16 protein-coding genes are annotated in these 19,011 nt (G+C 47.9%); 11 read left to right on the plus strand and 5 right to left on the minus strand.

Features of this window, described 5'->3' with window-relative positions; all coding sequences use genetic code 11:
• Positions 1-4: 4 nt before the first annotated feature.
• Positions 5-754, minus strand: a complete 750-nt coding sequence (gene nagB, locus RAC86_RS02140) for a glucosamine-6-phosphate deaminase (RefSeq protein ID WP_072565674.1) — start codon at positions 752-754, stop codon at positions 5-7.
• A 218-nt stretch (positions 755-972) separates the two neighbouring features.
• Between nagB and gamR the strand changes: the two genes are divergently transcribed.
• The 3 genes from gamR to RAC86_RS02155 all read left to right on the plus strand — a co-directional run bounded on the left by gamR (position 973) and on the right by RAC86_RS02155 (position 3,270).
• Positions 973-1,680: a transcriptional regulator GamR gene (gamR, locus tag RAC86_RS02145; protein ID WP_014112506.1), complete on the plus strand. Its 708-nt coding sequence runs from the start codon at positions 973-975 to the stop codon at positions 1,678-1,680.
• A gap of 33 nt (positions 1,681-1,713) precedes the next feature.
• The gene (locus RAC86_RS02150) at positions 1,714-1,989 is read left to right on the plus strand and encodes a DUF1648 domain-containing protein (RefSeq protein ID WP_072565675.1); all 276 of its coding nucleotides are present in this window, start codon (positions 1,714-1,716) and stop codon (positions 1,987-1,989) included.
• Positions 1,990-2,202: 213 nt separating this feature from the next.
• Positions 2,203-3,270: a branched-chain amino acid aminotransferase gene (locus tag RAC86_RS02155; protein WP_061186987.1), complete on the plus strand. Its 1,068-nt coding sequence runs from the start codon at positions 2,203-2,205 to the stop codon at positions 3,268-3,270.
• 36 nt (positions 3,271-3,306) lie between these two features.
• Here the strand turns inward: RAC86_RS02155 and mmuP are convergent, their stop codons facing one another.
• The 4 genes from mmuP to RAC86_RS02175 all read right to left on the minus strand — a co-directional run bounded on the left by mmuP (position 3,307) and on the right by RAC86_RS02175 (position 8,356).
• On the minus strand, positions 3,307-4,719 hold the full coding sequence (mmuP, locus tag RAC86_RS02160; RefSeq protein WP_072565676.1) for an S-methylmethionine permease: 1,413 nt from the start codon (positions 4,717-4,719) through the stop codon (positions 3,307-3,309).
• 120 nt (positions 4,720-4,839) lie between these two features.
• A complete protein-coding gene (gene mmuM, locus RAC86_RS02165; RefSeq protein ID WP_072181581.1) occupies positions 4,840-5,787 on the minus strand; it encodes a homocysteine S-methyltransferase in 948 nt (315 codons plus the stop codon).
• A 127-nt stretch (positions 5,788-5,914) separates the two neighbouring features.
• Positions 5,915-7,351, minus strand: coding sequence for an alanine/glycine:cation symporter family protein (locus tag RAC86_RS02170; protein ID WP_014112511.1), 1,437 nt, complete (start codon positions 7,349-7,351; stop codon positions 5,915-5,917).
• A 21-nt stretch (positions 7,352-7,372) separates the two neighbouring features.
• A complete protein-coding gene (locus RAC86_RS02175) occupies positions 7,373-8,356 on the minus strand; it encodes a glutaminase (RefSeq protein ID WP_041520847.1) in 984 nt (327 codons plus the stop codon).
• Positions 8,357-8,656: 300 nt separating this feature from the next.
• On the opposite strand from RAC86_RS02175, the gene glnK reads away from it, so the two are divergent.
• The 8 genes from glnK (at position 8,657) to garD (ending at position 18,750) form a co-directional block, all read left to right on the plus strand.
• On the plus strand, positions 8,657-9,889 hold the full coding sequence (gene glnK / locus RAC86_RS02180; protein ID WP_061187039.1) for a two-component system sensor histidine kinase GlnK: 1,233 nt from the start codon (positions 8,657-8,659) through the stop codon (positions 9,887-9,889).
• 10 nt (positions 9,890-9,899) lie between these two features.
• Positions 9,900-10,844, plus strand: a complete 945-nt coding sequence (glnL, locus tag RAC86_RS02185; RefSeq protein WP_014112513.1) for a glutamine utilization two-component system response regulator GlnL — start codon at positions 9,900-9,902, stop codon at positions 10,842-10,844.
• Between the two features lie 228 nt (positions 10,845-11,072).
• Entirely contained in the window at positions 11,073-11,999 is a 927-nt protein-coding gene (gene kdgD / locus RAC86_RS02190; protein ID WP_072565677.1) for a 5-dehydro-4-deoxyglucarate dehydratase, read from the plus strand.
• Between the two features lie 32 nt (positions 12,000-12,031).
• Complete coding sequence (gene gucD / locus RAC86_RS02195; RefSeq protein WP_072181606.1) at positions 12,032-13,498, plus strand: alpha-ketoglutaric semialdehyde dehydrogenase GucD; 1,467 nt, start codon at positions 12,032-12,034, stop codon at positions 13,496-13,498.
• 84 nt (positions 13,499-13,582) lie between these two features.
• Positions 13,583-14,950 (plus strand): glucarate transporter GudP, encoded by a 1,368-nt coding sequence (gene gudP / locus RAC86_RS02200; protein ID WP_072565678.1) that lies wholly within the window; start codon positions 13,583-13,585, stop codon positions 14,948-14,950.
• A gap of 36 nt (positions 14,951-14,986) precedes the next feature.
• Positions 14,987-16,354, plus strand: coding sequence for a glucarate dehydratase (gudD, locus tag RAC86_RS02205; protein ID WP_014112518.1), 1,368 nt, complete (start codon positions 14,987-14,989; stop codon positions 16,352-16,354).
• A 69-nt stretch (positions 16,355-16,423) separates the two neighbouring features.
• Entirely contained in the window at positions 16,424-17,125 is a 702-nt protein-coding gene (locus tag RAC86_RS02210) for a FadR/GntR family transcriptional regulator (RefSeq protein WP_072565679.1), read from the plus strand.
• Between the two features lie 92 nt (positions 17,126-17,217).
• The gene (garD, locus tag RAC86_RS02215) at positions 17,218-18,750 is read left to right on the plus strand and encodes a galactarate dehydratase (RefSeq protein WP_072565680.1); all 1,533 of its coding nucleotides are present in this window, start codon (positions 17,218-17,220) and stop codon (positions 18,748-18,750) included.
• Positions 18,751-19,011 lie beyond the last annotated feature (261 nt).

Consider the following 19,011-nt stretch of genomic DNA (forward strand, 5'->3'; position numbering starts at 1 on the left):
TCCTTTATGAGTATGATGCTTTCTTTAGTTTTTGAGCTGCTTTTTGATCGGCGATAACGGTTACATGATTGTGTTTTTGAAGAATTGAGGCCGGTACATCTGTCGTGACAGGGCCTTCAGCCATCTTTTGAATGGCGTCTGCTTTTTCCTCGCCGCTGGCTAAAAGCACAATATGTTTGCTGAATTCCATGATGGTTTTAATGCCCATAGAAATCGCGAGTCTCGGCACCAGCACAGGATCACCGCCGAAGAATCTGGCATTTGCCTGTATCGTGCTTTCTGACAGCTTCACAACTCGTGTCCGATCCTCAAAATCAGATCCCGGTTCATTAAAACCGATGTGGCCATTGGCGCCGATGCCGAGAATTTGAACATCAATGCCTCCCGCCCGACGAATGAGATCCTCGTATACTTTGCATTCAGCCTCAAGCTGCGGATTGTCTCCTTGCGGGATATGGATATGGCCAGGCTGCATATTAATATGCTGAAAAAGATGCTCATGCATAAAATGGTTATAACTTTGCGGATGAGATGGAGAGAGACCAGCGTATTCATCCAAATTAAATGTAGTAACCTTTGAAAAATCGATTTCACCTGACTGATAGTCTGAAATCAGCTGCTTGTATAAGCCGACCGGCGTGCTTCCTGTTGCCAGGCCGAGAACGGCATCTTTCTTAGCCTGTACCTGTTCTTTAATAATGTTAGCGCTTAACTTACAGAGTTCTTCATAGTGCTCGGCGATCAGAATCTTCATGTGACACCCCCTCAAAGAGATAGACAAGCACCATATTTGTTATGATCAATTTATGATACTTGTCATTACGAATTTAGCACCACCGTTATCAAACTGTCAATATTAATTTCTGAAAATTTGTTATAAAAAAAGGATACAAATCTTTCATATTGGGCTGGCAAATGGTATTATGGTCTCAATCAAAAAGAACGGTTTGCATACAGAATGGGGAGAATGAAATGACAGCTTTATATTCTGTTATCAAGTTTAAAATCATTGAATTAATTAAGTCGGGCAAGTATCAGGCGAATGATCAGCTGCCGACGGAGAGCGAATTTTGCGAACAATATGATGTCAGCAGAACAACTGTGAGACTGGCCCTGCAGCAGCTTGAGCTTGAGGGATATATTAAGAGAATTCAAGGAAAAGGAACATTTGTATCGGCAGCAAAAATACAAACGCCGATTCCGCATAAGATTACGAGCTTTGCAGAACAAATGAGGGGCCTGCGTTCTGAGTCAAAAGTGCTTGAGCTTGTGGTGATCCCGGCTGATCACTCCATTGCCGAGCTTTTGAAAATGAAAGAGAATGACCCTGTTAACAAGCTTGTCAGGGTCAGATACGCCGAGGGGGAGCCCTTGCAATATCATACCTCATATATTCCCTGGAAGGCTGCACCGGGGCTGGCACAGGAGGAATGCACCGGCTCGCTGTTTGAATTGTTAAGGACAAAATACAATATTGAAATCAGCAGAGGCACGGAATCAATCGAGCCAATTCTAACCGATGAAACGATCAGCGGCCACTTGTTAACCAATGTCGGAGCGCCTGCGTTTTTATCAGAATCCCTTACCTATGATAAAAATGAAGAAGTGGTGGAATATGCGCAAATTATTACGCGGGGAGACCGAACGAAATTCACCGTAGAACAGTCATATCATTCATAAAGTGATGCGTGATCAGAAAGGAATGGTGGTTCTATGTTTCTATTGATAAATGGAAAGGCGCTGTGGGGGGCTGTGATTGCTGCATTCATCCTTTCAATCGTGTTTTACCCTTTTCTTCCGGCTGAGATGCCGATTCATTATGATGGAACGAACAGTCCGGATCGGACGGTTAACAAGCTGGTGGGGACTATGATGCTGCCTGTTTTGATGGTGGTGTTTGCATGGGCGCGGAAGATCAATTGGCAGTTTGTGTTCGCAGTGTATATTTTGCTGATTTGCCATATCGTCGTCCTGTATTTAGCAGTCTAAATTCAGACAGCCGGAATGAATCTGGCTGTTTTTCTTTAATTTCAGCTTCATCTGACAATGAATGTGGTGTATAATAGCTGATGATCCTAAAGAATATTCTGAAATTTATAGGTGTGGAGCGGCGTATGATAAAAGGAGAAGCTGTATACTTTTTGCAGCTTTAAAAAGACTGAATATTTAAACAATTATATTGTGAAAGGTGTGCTGATCAGATTGAATAAGCTTATCGAACGAGAAAAAATTGCATTCCATAAGGAAAAGCCCGACCCGTCATCCTTGGAATTCGGGAAATATTTTACAGATTATATGTTTGTGATGGATTATGAAGAGGGAATAGGCTGGCACCACCCGAGAATTGCACCGTACGCGCCGCTTACACTTGATCCGTCTTCATCTGTTTTTCATTACGGCCAGGCCGTCTTTGAAGGATTAAAAGCGTACAGAACAGAAGATGGCAGAGTGCTGCTGTTCCGGCCGGATCAAAATATCAAAAGGCTGAACAGATCGTGTGAACGCATGAGTATGCCACCTTTAGATGAAGAGCTGGTGCTTGAGGCATTGACGCAATTAGTTGAGCTGGAGAAAGATTGGGTTCCAAAGGAAAAGGGAACGTCACTGTATATTCGTCCGTTTGTCATTGCCACAGAACCGAGTCTCGGTGTGAAGGCATCCAAAAGCTATACATTTATGATCGTGCTTTCTCCTGTCGGCTCCTACTATGGCGATCAGCTGAAGCCGGTTAGAATCTACGTCGAAGATGAGTACGTGCGGGCGGTGAACGGCGGAGTCGGAAGTGCAAAAACGTCCGGAAATTACGCGGCCAGCCTTCAGGCGCAGCGGAAAGCGAATGAGCTGGGCTATGACCAGGTGCTGTGGCTGGACGCCATTGAAAAGAAATACGTGGAAGAAGTAGGGAGCATGAACATCTTTTTCGTCATTAACGGTGAAGCTGTCACACCGGCTTTAAGCGGAAGTATTTTAAGCGGAATTACACGTGCGTCTGCGATTGAACTGATTCGCAGCTGGGGCATTCCGGTACGAGAAGAGAGAGTTTCAATTGATGAGATTTATGCGGCTTCTGCACGCGGGGAATTGACAGAGGTCTTCGGCACGGGCACGGCAGCAGTCGTTACGCCTGTCGGTGAACTCAATATTCATGGAAAAACGGTGATTGTAGGCGACGGGCAAATCGGGGATATCTCGAAAAAGCTGTATGAAACGATAACAAATATTCAGCTTGGTAAAGTAAAAGGGCCGTTCAACTGGACGGTGGAAGTTTGAAGATCGAAAAAGAACCTGCTCGGAGGCAGGTTCTTTTTATTTTGAATGAGTGATATCAGCAGTCGGCTGGCTTTTGCGGTTTTTCGCATAATACACTGCATAACAGATGGCCATAAACGGAATGCCGCAATACAGTGCGATTCTTTGATTCGGATCAAAGACTATGCCGATGACGGAAGCCAGGCATAACAGGAACGCGGCAATCGGCACGAACGGATACAAAGGGGTCCGGTATGTCAAATCGGCGACCTTGTTTCCCGCTTCGACATAACGTTTTCTGAACATGAATTGAGAAGCGGCGATTCCCATCCACACGACAACGACAGCAAAACCGGAAATCGACACGAGCACAACGTATACGGTGTCTGGCGCGATTACGCTGGATAGCAATGACAGAATGCCGCCGATCATACTGAATACCAGCGCGTTAAACGGGGTTCCTTTTGACGTCAGCTTTGAAAATGTCGGATGAAGCGTTTTTTCTTTTGATAAAGACCACAGCATCCGGGAAGAAGCGTAAAGACCGGAATTAGCAGCTGACAGGATTGCTGTTAGGATGACAAAGTTCATGATATCGGCTGCATACGGGACACCGACTCTGTCAAAGACAGCGACAAACGGGCTTTTGATAACGCCTGCATCTTGAATCGGAATCAGCCCTGACAGCACAAAAATCGTTCCGACAAAAAAGAGTGAAAGACGCCAGACCGTTGTTTTAATCGCTTTTGGTATCGTCTTGTCGGGATCAACGCTTTCTCCGGCTGCGATTCCGATCAGTTCAGTTCCCGAGAAGGCAAAATTGACGGACAGCATTGTCATCAAAATCGGGACAAATCCATTTGGAAAGAGCCCGCCTTCCGCTGTGAAGTTGGACAGCATCGGAGCGGCTTCTCCGCCTTGAATCGGGATGATGCCGAACATGGCAGAGCCGCCTAAAAGAATAAACAATATAATGGCTAATACTTTAATGCTGGAAAACCAAAATTCTGATTCAGCGAAAAACTTGACTGAAAATGCGTTCAGCAAGAAAATGAACAGCGCGAAGACGGCACTCCACATCCAAACAGACGTATGGGGGAACCAGGGCTGCATTAACAGGCCGGCTGCAGTGAATTCTGATCCCAATGCCACGGTCCATGTCAGCCAGTACAGCCAAGCGACCGTAAACCCTGTGCCCGGACCTATGTATTTGGCTGCATAGGTGTGAAAGGCGCCCGTGACAGGCATGGCCACTGACAGCTCACCGAGGCACAGCATGACCAAATAGACGATTCCGGCGCCGACTAAGTAGGCGAGTATCGTTCCCGCCGGGCCTGTCTGTTGAATGGTATAGCCAGAGCTTAAAAACAGCCCGGTTCCGATGACACCCCCTAAGGAAAGCATAAAGAGGTGCCGGCTTTTCATACTTCTCTGAAAGTTTGTCTCATTCTTGTTGTGAGCAGATTTCATCTTTTTCCAACTTTCTATCGGCGATTTATTTCCTTCCTAATAAAAAATCTCATGTCAGCGAGTGACACGAGACTCCGGCGAACCGGCTTTTAGATAGAATATACAAACAATTCCGATAAGTCAAGTTGTTTTTAAAGAGCGCGCCCAAGCCGCAATTTCTTTGATATCTTCAGGTTTTGTCCGACAGCAGCCGCCAATCAGCTTCGCGCCTTTTTCATACCACATGCGGGCGCTTTGTCCGTAAGGTTCTGCGCATGCTGCGCCGTTCCACGTTTTTGTCTCCGGATCATATTGCTCGCCTGAATTCGGGTAGGCGATGATCGGTTTTGATGTGTGCTTTTTTAACTCTTCTATTAAAGAAGGGATATGCTGAAGCGGTGTGCAGTTGATGCCGAGCGCTGCAATTTGGCGGTGCTCATCGAGCCATGACGCGCAGCCAGCGGCAGGTGTTCCGTCACTGATATGCAGGCCGTCTATGGCACTGAAGCTGATCCACGCATACGTTTCAGGAAATTCCTTCAACAGCCGCACAATCGCTTTTGCTTCGGTCAGACACGGAATCGTCTCGCATGCCAAAACATCAGCTCCGGTTTCGATCAGCGCTTTCATGCGGGGGCGATGAAATTCAACAAGTTCATCCTCTGAGATTCCGTAGTGACCGCGATACTCAGACCCGTCTGCAAGATATGCGCCATAAGGGCCTATAGAAGCCGCAATGATTGGTTTTGGCCGATTCAGACGGTTCTCTTCAAGTGCCCAAAATTCATCACGTGCTTCAGCTGCGATGCTGACGGACATCTCGATGAGCCGGCGTGCTTTCGCTTCGCTCAGCCCGCGTGCGGCAAAGCCTTCAAACGTAGACTGGTAGCTGGCGGTGATCGCACAGTCAGCGCCTGCTGCGAAATAATCAGTATGAACTTGTTTAATCAGGTCCGGCTCTTCCATCAGGATTTTTGCCGACCAAAGACTGTCGTTCAAATCACAGCCCTTGCGTTCCAGCTCGGTCGCCATGGCGCCGTCTAGCACAATAAGCGGGTATGTATCTAGTATGTGTTGGATAGGATTCATAGAATGTACCGATGCCTTCTTTCAGATTTTTTTGAAAAAGATATGAAAATCGTAATGGAGGCTTACGTGTTTGTCAATAAACGCAAAAGGGAAAGGTGCTCAGCCCGTATGTCTGAACACCCTTTTTTTACGATATTTGTTTGTTGTGTGTGTCAGTCTGTGTCTCAGAAAGCGGCCAGCATTCAATGCCATTGTGGTTTTTGAGCACACTTTTATAAAAAACCGGATCTTTGCCTGCTTTTTTCTGGCGTGTATAGTCTTGTAGTGCCGCAAAAACGACCTTTGATAATAAGAAAATCGCAATTAAATTCACGACGACCATCAAGCCCATGAACAAATCAGCCAGATCCCAGACGAGCTGGACTTTGGCAACACAGCCAAACACAATCATAGCCAGTACGCCGATACGGTAGATAAAAATTAGTTTTTTGCTTTTGTTCAAAAAGCCGATATTGGTTTCGCCATAGTAATAGTTTCCGATTAAAGCACAGAATCCGAATAACAAAATCAGAATAGCGAGAAAGCCTGATGCCCACGATCCGACATGGGAGCTGAGAGAGGCTTGTGTCAACGCGATTCCGCTTAGTCCCGGAGTATGGTAGGCATCCGAAAACAGGATGATAAAGGCGGTGCTTGTACAAATGACTAGTGTATCTGACAGCACACCAAGCGCTTGAATCAGTCCCTGTTTGACAGGATGGCTTGTCGTTGCGGTGGCAGCGGCATTCGGTGCGCTTCCCATTCCTGCTTCGTTTGAAAAGATTCCACGTCTGACACCCTGCATTAACGCTGCACCCAAAGCGCCGCCGGCGGCCTGGTCAACACCAAATGCATTTTTCACGATAAGTGCAATCACGTCCGGCAGCTGCGTAATGTTGGTGAAAATCACGAAAAACGCAACTCCGATATACAGGACAGCCAATACGACGACAATGGATTCAGCCAGCTTCGCAATGCGCTTTACACCGCCGAAAATAATCGTGCCGAACACAGCAATTAAAATGAGTCCCAAAGTCAGGCGGTTTGTACCGAACGCATTTTCAAAGGCGAGACTGACTGTATTTGATTGGACCGAGTTAAAGACAATACCGAACGACAAGGTAATTAGCACAGCGAAAAGCGCGCCCATCCACCTTTTGTTCAGCCCTTTTTCCATATAATAAGCCGGCCCGCCGCGGAAGCCGTTTGCATCTTTTACTTTATAAATCTGTGCCAGTGTGCTTTCCACAAAGCTTGATGCTGATCCGATAATGGCGATAATCCACATCCAGAAGATTGCACCTGGCCCGCCGAGTGCAATGGCGATGGCAATGCCCGTAATATTTCCCGTTCCGACACGGGCCGCCATGCTGATGCAAAAGGCTTGAAACGGAGAAATGGTGTTTTTCGACCGGGAAGCAGCACCTTCTCTTAACACTCTCACCATTTCTTTCAGCATGCGAACCTGTAAAAACTTAAGCCTGAACGTAAAATAGATTCCCAGAGAAAGGAGCAATACAATTAATAGCTTTGACCATAAAAGATCATTTGCGATACCGACGATATGTTCCAGGATTTGCTGCATACAATCACCTCTTTTTTATGTTTAAAAAATGCTGAGCTCCCACTCTTGCGCCATATGTTTCAGCAGCATACCGCCAGTGAGGCTGTTGCCGTATTCGTCAATGGCAGGCCCGTAAATGCCGATACCGCATCCGGATTGAAAAGGCTGTTCTCTTCTGGCGCTTGGAGGAACGAGAGCCATGATGCCGCCGGAGACGCCGCTTTTGGCCGGCACGCCGACAAACGCCGCATATTTGCCTGAAGCGTTGTACATACCGCACGTCAGCATTAACGCCTTGGCCAACTTTGCCACGTCCTTTGGAATCACTTGCTGACGGCGAATCGGATGATAGCCGTCATGGGCAAGGATCATGCCGATCAATGCAATGTCTTCAGTGGTGCTCTCCATAGCGCATTGCTTCAAGTACACCTCAAGTGTTTCTTCTACTTCAGCTTCTAAAAAGTTTGTTTCTTTTAAATAGTAGGCCAGCGCTCTGTTGCGGTGGGCGGTTTCCCATTCAGAACGGAACACTTCCTCATGAATTCGCGGCCGTTTTCCTATCAAGGTTTCCATCACCGAGTAAAGAAACTCGAGCTTTTCGTATGCCGATTCTCCGGGAAGAATCGAAGCGATGGTGAGGGCACCCGCGTTGATCATGGGGTTAAACGGCTTTCCCGGCTTGTTGATTTCGAGCCGAATGATTGAATTAAAGGCGTCACCTGTCGGCTCGACATCTACACGGTCCAGCACATAGGGAATGCCGCGGCTCATGCAGGCGGCGATAAAGCTGATCACTTTTGAAATGCTTTGCAGGGTAAAAGGGACGTTCCAATCGCCGGCATGTATCATCGTTCCGTCAGGCTCCAATATACAAATGCCAAGCTGTGAGTCATTGACTTTTCCTAAAGCGGGGATATAGTTTGCACTTTGTCCATTGGCGGCAAAGGGGCGATAGTGCTCCACCCAATCATGCAGTTGAGACGCCGGATCTATTTCTATTTGGGGCTCTTTTATCAATTCTTTCATCGAATTCCTCCTCACTGTTTTTCTTCTTTAAGGACTGAGGTTTATCAAAACGAAGGCTGAAGGGGCATTAAACGCTTTCATAAAAGCGGAAGGTATATTTACTGTATAATGGCGACTACAGAATCATACAAAATACGACAAAAACATTTTGAAAATAAGCCGTAAGATTTATAAAAACCTCATGTTCTGGGTCAAAAGAAATTTGCAGGTTTTCTGCCATTTCCCCAAAATAGAAGCGAGGATGTGATCATCATAAAACTGGAACGTTTCTTTGAAAAAGACGGATATATACTGGCTCTCATGCTGATTACGGTGCCGCTGGCCGGTGAACTGAAATTTTATCCCCTCAATGAAGAATTCCGGGTCAGCTTTGGCGCACCGGTTTTTTTCTTCTTTTTATCGTTGCTGCGGCATGTGCCCGCTGTGCTGCCGGGTTTTCTGACTGGAGCGGCTGTTTTCGTCTTTCGCGTCTTGCTGGAATTATGGGGCGGGGGACACAGTGGACTGACTCCGATTCTGTATGACCAAGCGTCTGGCTTTTTCTTTTATATGACTTACGCCTGTCTGTTTTCCGTATTAAAGGCTAATCGTTTCCGCGAGCGGCCGGTTATGCTCGGTTTTATCGGCTTTATGATTGAAATTGTGTCAGATTGTGTCGAGCTGGCTGTGCAGTTTCTCATTTTTCATACGGTTGTCACGCCTGAGAAAATCACGGATATCGCAGTGATTGCGATTTCTCACACATTTATCGTCATGAGCTTTTATACTGTGCTGAAGCTGTATGAAACGCAGTCTAGAGAAAAACAGACAAGACAACAGCATGAGCACATGCTGATGATCGTTTCCAATTTATATGAAGAAACGGTGCATTTAAAAAAGACATTGAAAACGACAGAGAAAGTGACGAACGATTCGTATCAGCTCTATCGGGAAGTGAAGGGCAAGGATGATCAGCTCAGCGGAAGAATCCTGAGGCTGGCCGGAGAAATTCATGAAGTGAAAAAGGACAACCAGCGGATATTCGCAGGGCTTTCAAAACTGATTTCTAATGAGAGCTTAAGAGATTATATGAGGGCTTCTGATTTGCTGCAGCTTGTGATTCGAATGAATGAAAAGTACGCTGAAGCACTGGAAAAGCAGATTGATTTTCACTGCTCGATAGAGGGAGAACATGACGAATATCACGTATTTATCGTGCTTTCGATCATTAATAATCTAACGGCAAATGCGGTAGAGGCCATGGGAGAAGAGGGGATGATCAGCCTGAGGCTCCGTAGGCCAAATGAGAGTATGGTAGAATTCCAGGTGGAAGACAATGGTCCCGGTATTTCTGAAAAAATAGGAGACATAGTGTTTGACCCGGGCTTTACTTCAAAATATGACGAATTTGGCACGCCTTCTACGGGAATCGGACTTTCCTACGTGAAGGAAATAGTGACTGAACTAGATGGGGATATTACGTTTGATAATCAGCAGCGGGGAGTGGTGTTTGCCATCAGGCTGCCTGTCCGGCATTTGATTCAGAAAGGATGAACCGAAAGCTATGCGTTTTTTTATCGCTGATGATGACCGTGCAGTACGGTCAATTTTAAGGCAGATCATTGAAGATGAGGATCTCGGGGAAGCTGTTGGTGAAGCGGACGACGGGAGCCAGGTAGAAGGGCATTTGCTGCATTTCAAGCAGATTGATATTTTATTAATCGATCTGTTAATGCCCGGAAGAGACGGCATTGAGACGATTCGCCAGCTCCAGCATACGTACTCCGGCAAAATCGTGATGATCTCTCAAGTGGAAGCGAAGGAAATGGTCGGGGAAGCGTACTCGCTCGGCATCGAATATTTTATCCATAAGCCAATTAACCGCATTGAAATTGTCACGGTCCTTCAAAAGGTGAAGGAGCGGATCGAGCTTGAGCAATCGATTGGGGCTATTCAGCACTCTCTAAGCCGGCTTGTCAATCGAACTGAACAGAAAGCGCGTCCTCAGCAGCAAAGTGACAGCGGCTTAAAAGAAGCAGGAACATTCCTGTTGTCTGAGCTGGGCATGATGGGGGAAGGCGGCGCACATGATCTCATGGCGGTGCTGCAGTATTTAGCAGAACATGAGCAATCTGAGCCGTACGAAAAACATATCCCTTCGCTCAAACAGATCTTCACCCAAGTAGCGGAACGGAAGCTGGGGGCAGGGGCATCCGAAACGGAAGTCAATCGAGAAATGAAAGCCTCGGAGCAGCGCATCCGCAGAGCGATTATCCATTCACTGCACCATTTTGCTTCATTGGGCACAACTGATTTTTCTAATCCGAAATTTGAAACCTATGCATCGAAATTCTTTGATTTTCCGGTTGTCAGCCTGAAAATGAAAGAACTCCAATCCAAGGATGCAAAACCTCTCGCCCCTGCAAGAGTAAATATGAAAAAATTCATCCACGTGTTCTTTTTGGAAGCGAAGCTTTTGCACGAGACGATGAAACAAAGAAGGATGTAACCCAAAACAGCCGGCTGTTCCGGCTGTTTTTTTGTTGTGCCGGAACCACGGCGGGACAGCGATTTCCTGTTTTTTTATAAAATATCAGAAAATAAAGATATTGACTTATTGTTTATTTGTCTTACAATTAAACAAAAGGATGTAGGGAAGGAGCGGATGTGAAACCAAAAAACAATAAAAGCGCTTTCAGTCAGGGGCTGTATACACAAATAACAGGAGGTTATGTTGATGAGCCGTATTAGAAAAGCACCCGCTGGAATTTTAGGTTTTCCGGTTGCACCTTTTAACACACAAGGAAAACTGGAGGAAGAAGCTCTTTTTCAAAATATCGAGTTTTTGCTGGAAGAAGGCTTGGAAGCGATTTTTATCGCTTGCGGGTCTGGTGAATTTCAATCTCTCAGCCAGAAAGAATATGAGCAAATGGTGGAAGTCGCAATCTCGGCAGCCGGAGGAAAGGTTCCGGTTTACACGGGGGTGGGCGGCAACCTCAGCACAGCGCTTGAATGGGCGCAGCTGTCGGAGAAAAAAGGCGCCGACGGCTACTTGATCCTGCCTCCTTATTTGGTGCATGGCGAACAGGAGGGGCTGTATCAGTATGCGAAAACGATTATTGAAAGCACCGATCTGAATGCGATTCTGTATCAGCGCGATAATGCCGTTCTCTCTGTTGAACAGATCAAGCGGCTGACCAAGTTTGAACAGCTTGTCGGTGTGAAGGACGGGGTGGGGAATATGGATTTGAATATTAACCTCGTCTATACGCTCGGCGACCGTTTAGGATGGCTTAACGGAATGCCGATGGCTGAAGTGACGATGCCGGCTTACCTGCCGATCGGGTTTCACTCCTATTCTTCAGCGATTTCAAATTATATCCCGCATATTTCCCGGATGTTCTATGATGCATTGAAAAACGGAGATGACGAGCTGGTGAAGGAGCTCTATCAGCATGTGATTCTTCCGATCAACGACATTCGCAAACAACGAAAAGGATATGCCGTATCTTTGATTAAAGCGGGCATGGAGATCATGGGATTGAATGTGAGAAACACAGCCAGACCGCCTGTCGGTCCGGTTGAGAAAGAGCACTATCAGCAATTGGAAGCGATTTTGAAGCAGGCGGCTGACCGTTTTCCGAAAAAAGCCGCGACGGTTTGATGAACAGAAAAAATATGAAAGGGGCAATGGGCATGTCTGTGATCACGGAACAAAACACGTATCTCAACTTTATTAATGGAGAGTGGGTTAAGTCTCAATCAGGCGATATGGTCAAGGTCGAAAACCCTGCGGATGTGAATGATATTGTCGGCTATGTACAGAATTCAACAGCTGATGATGTGGAACGGGCAGTCGCCGCTGCCAATGAAGCCAAAACGGTTTGGAGAAAGCTGACGGGTGCCGAGCGGGGCCAATACTTATACAAAACGGCGGATATTATGGAGCAGCGCTTGGAGGAAATCGCCGCCTGCGCGACGCGTGAGATGGGAAAAACACTGCCGGAAGCGAAAGGGGAAACAGCTCGCGGAATTGCGATTCTGCGCTATTACGCCGGAGAGGGCATGCGCAAAACGGGTGACGTCATTCCATCTACTGACAAAGATGCGCTCATGTTCACCACCCGTGTTCCGCTCGGTGTGGTTGGCGTGATTTCTCCGTGGAATTTCCCGGTGGCGATTCCGATTTGGAAAATGGCCCCGGCATTGGTGTACGGCAATACCGTTGTCATCAAACCGGCGACTGAAACAGCCGTTACATGCGCGAAGATCATTGCCTGCTTTGAAGAAGCGGGGCTCCCGGCAGGAGTCATCAATTTGGTGACAGGCCCGGGTTCTGTTGTCGGGCAGGGACTTGCTGAGCATGAAGGTGTAAACGCCATTACGTTTACCGGTTCAAATCAAGTCGGGAAAATCATTGGGCAAACCGCTTTAGCGAGAGGAGCCAAATATCAGCTGGAAATGGGCGGCAAAAACCCAGTCATCGTAGCTGATGACGCTGACCTTGAAGCTGCAGCAGAGGCTGTTATTACGGGTGCCTTCCGTTCAACCGGCCAGAAGTGCACTGCGACAAGCCGCGTCATCGTGCAAAGCGGAATTTACGACCGTTTTAAAGAAAAACTGCTCCAGCGCACAAAGGATATTACGATCGGAGACAGCTTAAAAGAGGATGTCTGGATGGGGCCAATTGCCAGCAAGAATCAGCTGGATAACTGCCTGTCGTACATTGAGAAAGGCAAACAGGAGGGCGCTTCCCTTTTGATTGGAGGAGAAAAGCTGGAGGACGGAAAGTATCAAAACGGCTATTATGTTCAGCCTGCCATTTTTGACAATGTGACATCTGAGATGACGATTGCCCAAGAAGAAATTTTCGGTCCGGTGATCGCCCTGATCAAGGTTGACTCGATGGAGGAGGCACTGGACATCGCCAATGATGTGAAGTTCGGCTTAAGCGCATCCATTTTCACGCAAAACATCGGCCGAATGCTTTCATTCGTTGATGAAATTGACGCCGGGCTTGTCCGGATTAACGCGGAAAGCGCGGGTGTTGAGCTTCAGGCGCCTTTTGGCGGCATGAAGCAGTCGAGCTCGCACTCCCGCGAACAGGGTGAGGCAGCGAAGGACTTTTTCACGGCGATCAAAACCGTTTTTGTGAAGCCGTAATGATGCTGGAAAGAGGCGGACGTCTCTTTCCCAGCTTTATCACAGCCAGCATATGATTCTCTACTTTGAAAAGGAGAAGATACTATGAAAAAAGACTATGCGAATGTTTCGCCGGCGGACAAAAAAACGTCTGTGCGCTGGTTCATCGTGTTTATGCTGTTTCTTGTGACCTCTATTAACTACGCGGATCGGGCGACGCTTTCCATCACCGGAGATTCCGTCCAGCATGATTTGGGATTGGACTCGGTCGCCATGGGATATGTCTTTTCTGCTTTTGGCTGGGCCTATGTCATCGGGCAGCTTCCGGGCGGCTGGCTGCTGGACCGGTTTGGTTCAAAGACTGTCATTGCGTTAAGCATCTTTTTCTGGTCGTTTTTTACGCTGCTGCAAGGGGCGATTGGTTTTTTCTCCGCCGGCACAGCGATTATCCTGCTGTTTGCACTGCGTTTTCTGGTCGGCTTGTCCGAAGCGCCTTCATTTCCCGGAAACGGCAGAGTTGTTGCCTCATGGTTCCCAAGCTCCGAGCGCGGGACAGCTTCAGCCTTTTTTAATTCAGCTCAATACTTCGCAATCGTCATTTTTTCTCCTTTAATGGGCTGGCTCACCCACTCTTTCGGCTGGCATTCTGTCTTTGTTGTCATGGGTGCCGCGGGTATTCTTCTGGCTGTTATCTGGCTAAAAACGGTGCATGAACCGAAAAAACATCCAAAGGTCAATGAAGCCGAGCTTGCGTACATCGAACAGGGCGGCGGGCTGATTTCCATGGATGACAACAAAAGCAAGAAAGAAACAGAATCGAACTGGCCGTATATCAAGCAGCTGTTAACGAACCGCATGCTGATTGGCGTGTACATCGCGCAATATTGCATTACGACTCTCACGTATTTCTTTCTCACATGGTTTCCGGTATATTTGGTTCAGGCCCGCGGCATGTCTATTCTTGAAGCTGGGTTTGTCGCTTCTCTTCCGGCGCTGTGCGGATTTGCCGGCGGCGTGCTTGGGGGCATTGTGTCAGACATTTTACTCAAAAAAGGCCGTTCGCTGACCTTTGCAAGAAAAGCGCCGATCATTGTCGGCATGCTGCTGTCTTGCAGTATGATCATCTGCAACTACACGGATTCAGCGTGGCTCGTCGTGGTCATTATGTCACTTGCGTTTTTCGGAAAAGGCTTCGGCGCATTGGGATGGGCTGTCGTGTCGGACACGTCTCCGAAAGAGTGTGCAGGGTTAAGCGGCGGTTTGTTCAACACGTTCGGAAATATTGCCTCGATTACAACACCGATTATTATCGGCTACATCGTGAATGCCACAGGATCTTTTAATGGCGCGCTCGTGTTTGTCGGCGCTAACGCGGTTGCGGCGATCCTCAGCTATTTGCTGCTGGTCGGGCCGATCAAACGGGTCGTGTTAAAGAAACAAGAGCAGGACCCCGATCAATCATTGCCTGTCTAACATTTATGAAAGCGCTTTATAAGAGGAGGAAAATAGATGAGTTCACCAATACAAGAGCAGGTTCAAAAAGAAAAGAGATCGAATATTCCCTCAATTTGTGAGATGAAGGTGATCCCTGTTGCGGGACATGACAGCATGCTGCTGAATCTGAGCGGCGCGCATAGCCCATTTTTCACCCGGAATATCGTGATCTTAACTGACAGCAGCGGAAATCAGGGTGTCGGCGAGGTGCCTGGCGGAGAACAGATACGCCGCACACTCGAGCTGGCAGAGCCGCTTGTTGTCGGAAAATCCATTGGTGCGTACCAGTCGATATTGCAAACGGTCAGAAAGCAGTTTGCCGATCAGGACAGGGGAGGACGCGGCATACAGACGTTTGACTTGCGCACCACGGTACATGCCGTCACAGCGCTGGAAGCGGCTTTGTTAGATTTGCTTGGAAAGTTTCTTCAGGAACCGGTCGCGGCTTTGCTTGGCGAAGGGAAGCAGCGTGATGAAGTGAAAATGCTCGGCTACCTCTTTTACATCGGCGATCGAAAGCAGACGACCCTGCCGTATCAAAGCGATGAGCAGTCAGATTGTGGGTGGTTCCGTCTCCGCCATGAGGAAGCACTGACCCCAGAGGCCATTGTACGTCTTGCTGAATCCGCGCAGGAGCGCTACGGCTTTCAGGATTTCAAGCTGAAAGGCGGGGTGCTGCGGGGTGAGGATGAAATCGAAGCTGTCACCGCATTAGCGAAACGTTTTCCGGAGGCAAGGATCACTCTTGATCCGAACGGGGCATGGTCATTAGAGGAAGCTATTGCATTATGCAAAGGTAAACATGATGTGCTCGCGTATGCGGAAGATCCGTGCGGGGATGAGAACGGCTACTCCGCCCGAGAAGTAATGGCTGAATTCCGCCGCGCGACAGGCCTTCCAACTGCGACAAATATGATTGCGACCGACTGGCGGGAAATGGGTCACGCGATCCAGCTTCATGCGGTGGATATTCCGCTGGCTGATCCTCATTTCTGGACGATGCAGGGTTCGGTGCGGGTTGCGCAAATGTGCCATGATTGGGGTTTGACATGGGGCTCCCACTCCAACAACCACTTTGATATCTCCCTTGCGATGTTTACCCATGTGGCAGCAGCGGCTCCGGGACGCATCACGGCGATTGATACCCATTGGATCTGGCAGGACGGGCAGCGTTTAACGAAACAGCCTTTTGAGATTTCTGAGGGTTGTGTCAAGGTGCCGAATAAGCCCGGTCTTGGTATTGACATTGATATGGAACAAGTGGAAAAAGCCCATGAACTCTATCGAAAAATGAATTTAGGCGCGCGGAATGATGCGGTCCCTATGCAGTTTCTGATCAGCAACTGGGAGTTCGACCGGAAACGCCCGTGTCTTGTGCGATAAGTTTGATTGTAAATATTGTCATATCAACTATTTTGTCTTACAATTGAACAACTGAAGGGAGAGTTGTTCGTGTACGAAGGTTTAGAAGATCTGAAAGTCGATACAGTCAATCGGAAAACATTAGCCAAGCAGGTCATTGAACGGATTGTCCATTTATTGTCGAGCGGACAGTTAAAGGCCGGAGACAAATTGCCGACAGAAATGGAACTGATGGACATTTTGCATGTCAGCAGGCCGGTGCTTCGGGAGGCTCTGAGTTCACTTGAAACACTAGGCGTCATTACGAGAAAAACCCGCGGCGGCACGTATTTCAACGATAAAATCGGCATGCAGCCATTTTCCGTCATGCTTGCCTTGGCCACTGATAATCTTCCGGCTATCATTGAAGCGCGGATGGCGTTAGAACTCGGACTTGTGACGATTGCCGCGGAAAAAATCAATGAGGATGAGCTTCAGCGTTTGCAGAAGACAATCGACGACATCGCCAACAGCACTGACAATCTTTATGGTGAAGCAGATAAAGAATTTCATCGAATTATTGCGTTAAGTGCCAATAATCCCGTTGTCGAAGGGATGATTCAATCCCTGCTGATCACCCATGCGAAAATTGACAGCCAGATTCCGTACAGGGAGAGGGGTATAACGGTCGAATATCATAAAAAAATCTACGACGCTCTTGCCAAAAGAGACCCTTACAAAGCGCATTACCACATGTATGAGCATCTGAAATTTGTCCGTGACAAAATTCTGAAAGGCATGGATGAGAAATAATTGTAGAGACAGCCGCAGTTGAACCGAAAGAGCTGCGGTTTTTTTGAACCGATTTAGAAAACGCTTACTATGATATGAGGAGTGATTTTTATATGGCGATGAACCTCAGGCAGAACCAAGCGCCCCTTTACATCAAAGTGAATGAAAAAGATAACACGGCGATTATTGTTAATGACGGAGGACTGCCAAAGGGCACTGTTTTTTCATGCGGGCTTGTACTTGAAGAGGATGTCCCTCAAGGCCATAAGGTGGCCTTAACCGACCTGAATCAAGGAGATGAAATCGTGCGTTACGGGGAGGTGATCGGATTTGCCGATGAGACGATCAAACGCGGGAGCTGGATAAGGGAAGCCCTCGTAAGAATGCCCGCTCCTCCGGCTTTAGACGATCTTCCTCTCGCAAACAGAGTGCCCAAACCGCTGCCGCCTCTTGAAGGCTACACGTTTGAAGGGTATCGAAATGCGGACGGTAGTGCGGGGACGAAAAATATCCTCGGTATCACCACAAGTGTTCAATGTGTCGTTGGCGTTTTGGATTATGCAGTCAAACGGATAAAAGAAGAGCTGCTGCCGAAATATCCAAATGTCGATGATGTTGTACCGCTGCATCATCAATACGGATGCGGTGTGGCGATCAATGCGCCGGATGCTGTCATTCCGATTCGCACGATTCAAAATCTGGCGAAGCATCCGAACTTTGGCGGAGAAGTGATGGTGATCGGATTAGGATGTGAAAAGCTCCTCCCGACAAGAATTGCCTCTGAGAATCAGGATGACATTCTATCACTTCAGGATCACCAAGGTTTTGCGGCAATGATTCAATCCATTTTGGAAATGGCGGAGGAACGGTTAATCAGGTTGAACAGCAGAACCCGTGTGACCTGCCCTGTTTCTGATCTTGTCATTGGTCTGCAATGCGGTGGCAGTGATGCGTTTTCAGGCGTGACGGCAAACCCTGCGGTGGGGTATGCAGCTGATTTATTGGTTCGCGCAGGTGCGACGGTTTTATTTTCTGAAGTGACAGAGGTGCGGGATGCGATTCATTTATTAACGCCGCGGGCTGTGAGTGAAGAGGTCGGACATTCGCTGATCGAAGAGATGAAGTGGTATGACAGCTATCTCCGGCGGGGGGAAGCGGACCGAAGCGCGAACCCGTCACCAGGCAATAAAAAAGGCGGGTTATCCAATGTGGTGGAAAAAGCGTTAGGCTCGGTAGCGAAATCAGGCACAAGCCCCATCTCCGGCGTGCTCGGCCCAGGTGAAAAGGCGGAGCAAAAAGGCCTGCTGTTCGCGGCGACACCGGCAAGCGATTTCGTGTGCGGTACCCTTCAGCTGGCGGCAGGCATGAATCTGCAGGTTTTTACGACAGGAAGGGGAACACCGTACGGCCTGGCCGCTGCCCCGGTGCTGAAAGTATCGACACGGCATTCATTATCAGAGCATTGGGCGGATTTAATCGATATTAATGCCGGGCGAATCGCGACAGGTGAGGCAAGTATTGAAGACGTAGGCTGGGAGATATTCAGGACGATTTTGGATGTGGCAAGCGGCCGCAAACAAACGTGGGCGGACCGTTGGGGCCTTCATAATGATTTGTGCTTGTTTAATCCTGCCCCAGTGACTTGATTTATTGTTCTAGCAGATTGAAATTGGAATATGATGTAAAATGATAATCAACATACAAAGAACGGAGGGGTTCCAGCATGGCATTCATGAGATTCCGATTGACACGAATTCAATAGTGAGCGACTCTCGCCTGAGTGCAGAGAATCGGGATGAATCTGCCTATGTATGAGCCCTTATATTATCAAAAAAAGAGGGAGGCGATGCTGCCCTCTTTTTTGTGCCTTCAAAACATCCCTTCACTCTACGACAGGCAGAGTATGA

The sequence above is a fragment of the Bacillus sp. LR_5 genome, assembly GCF_042709275.1.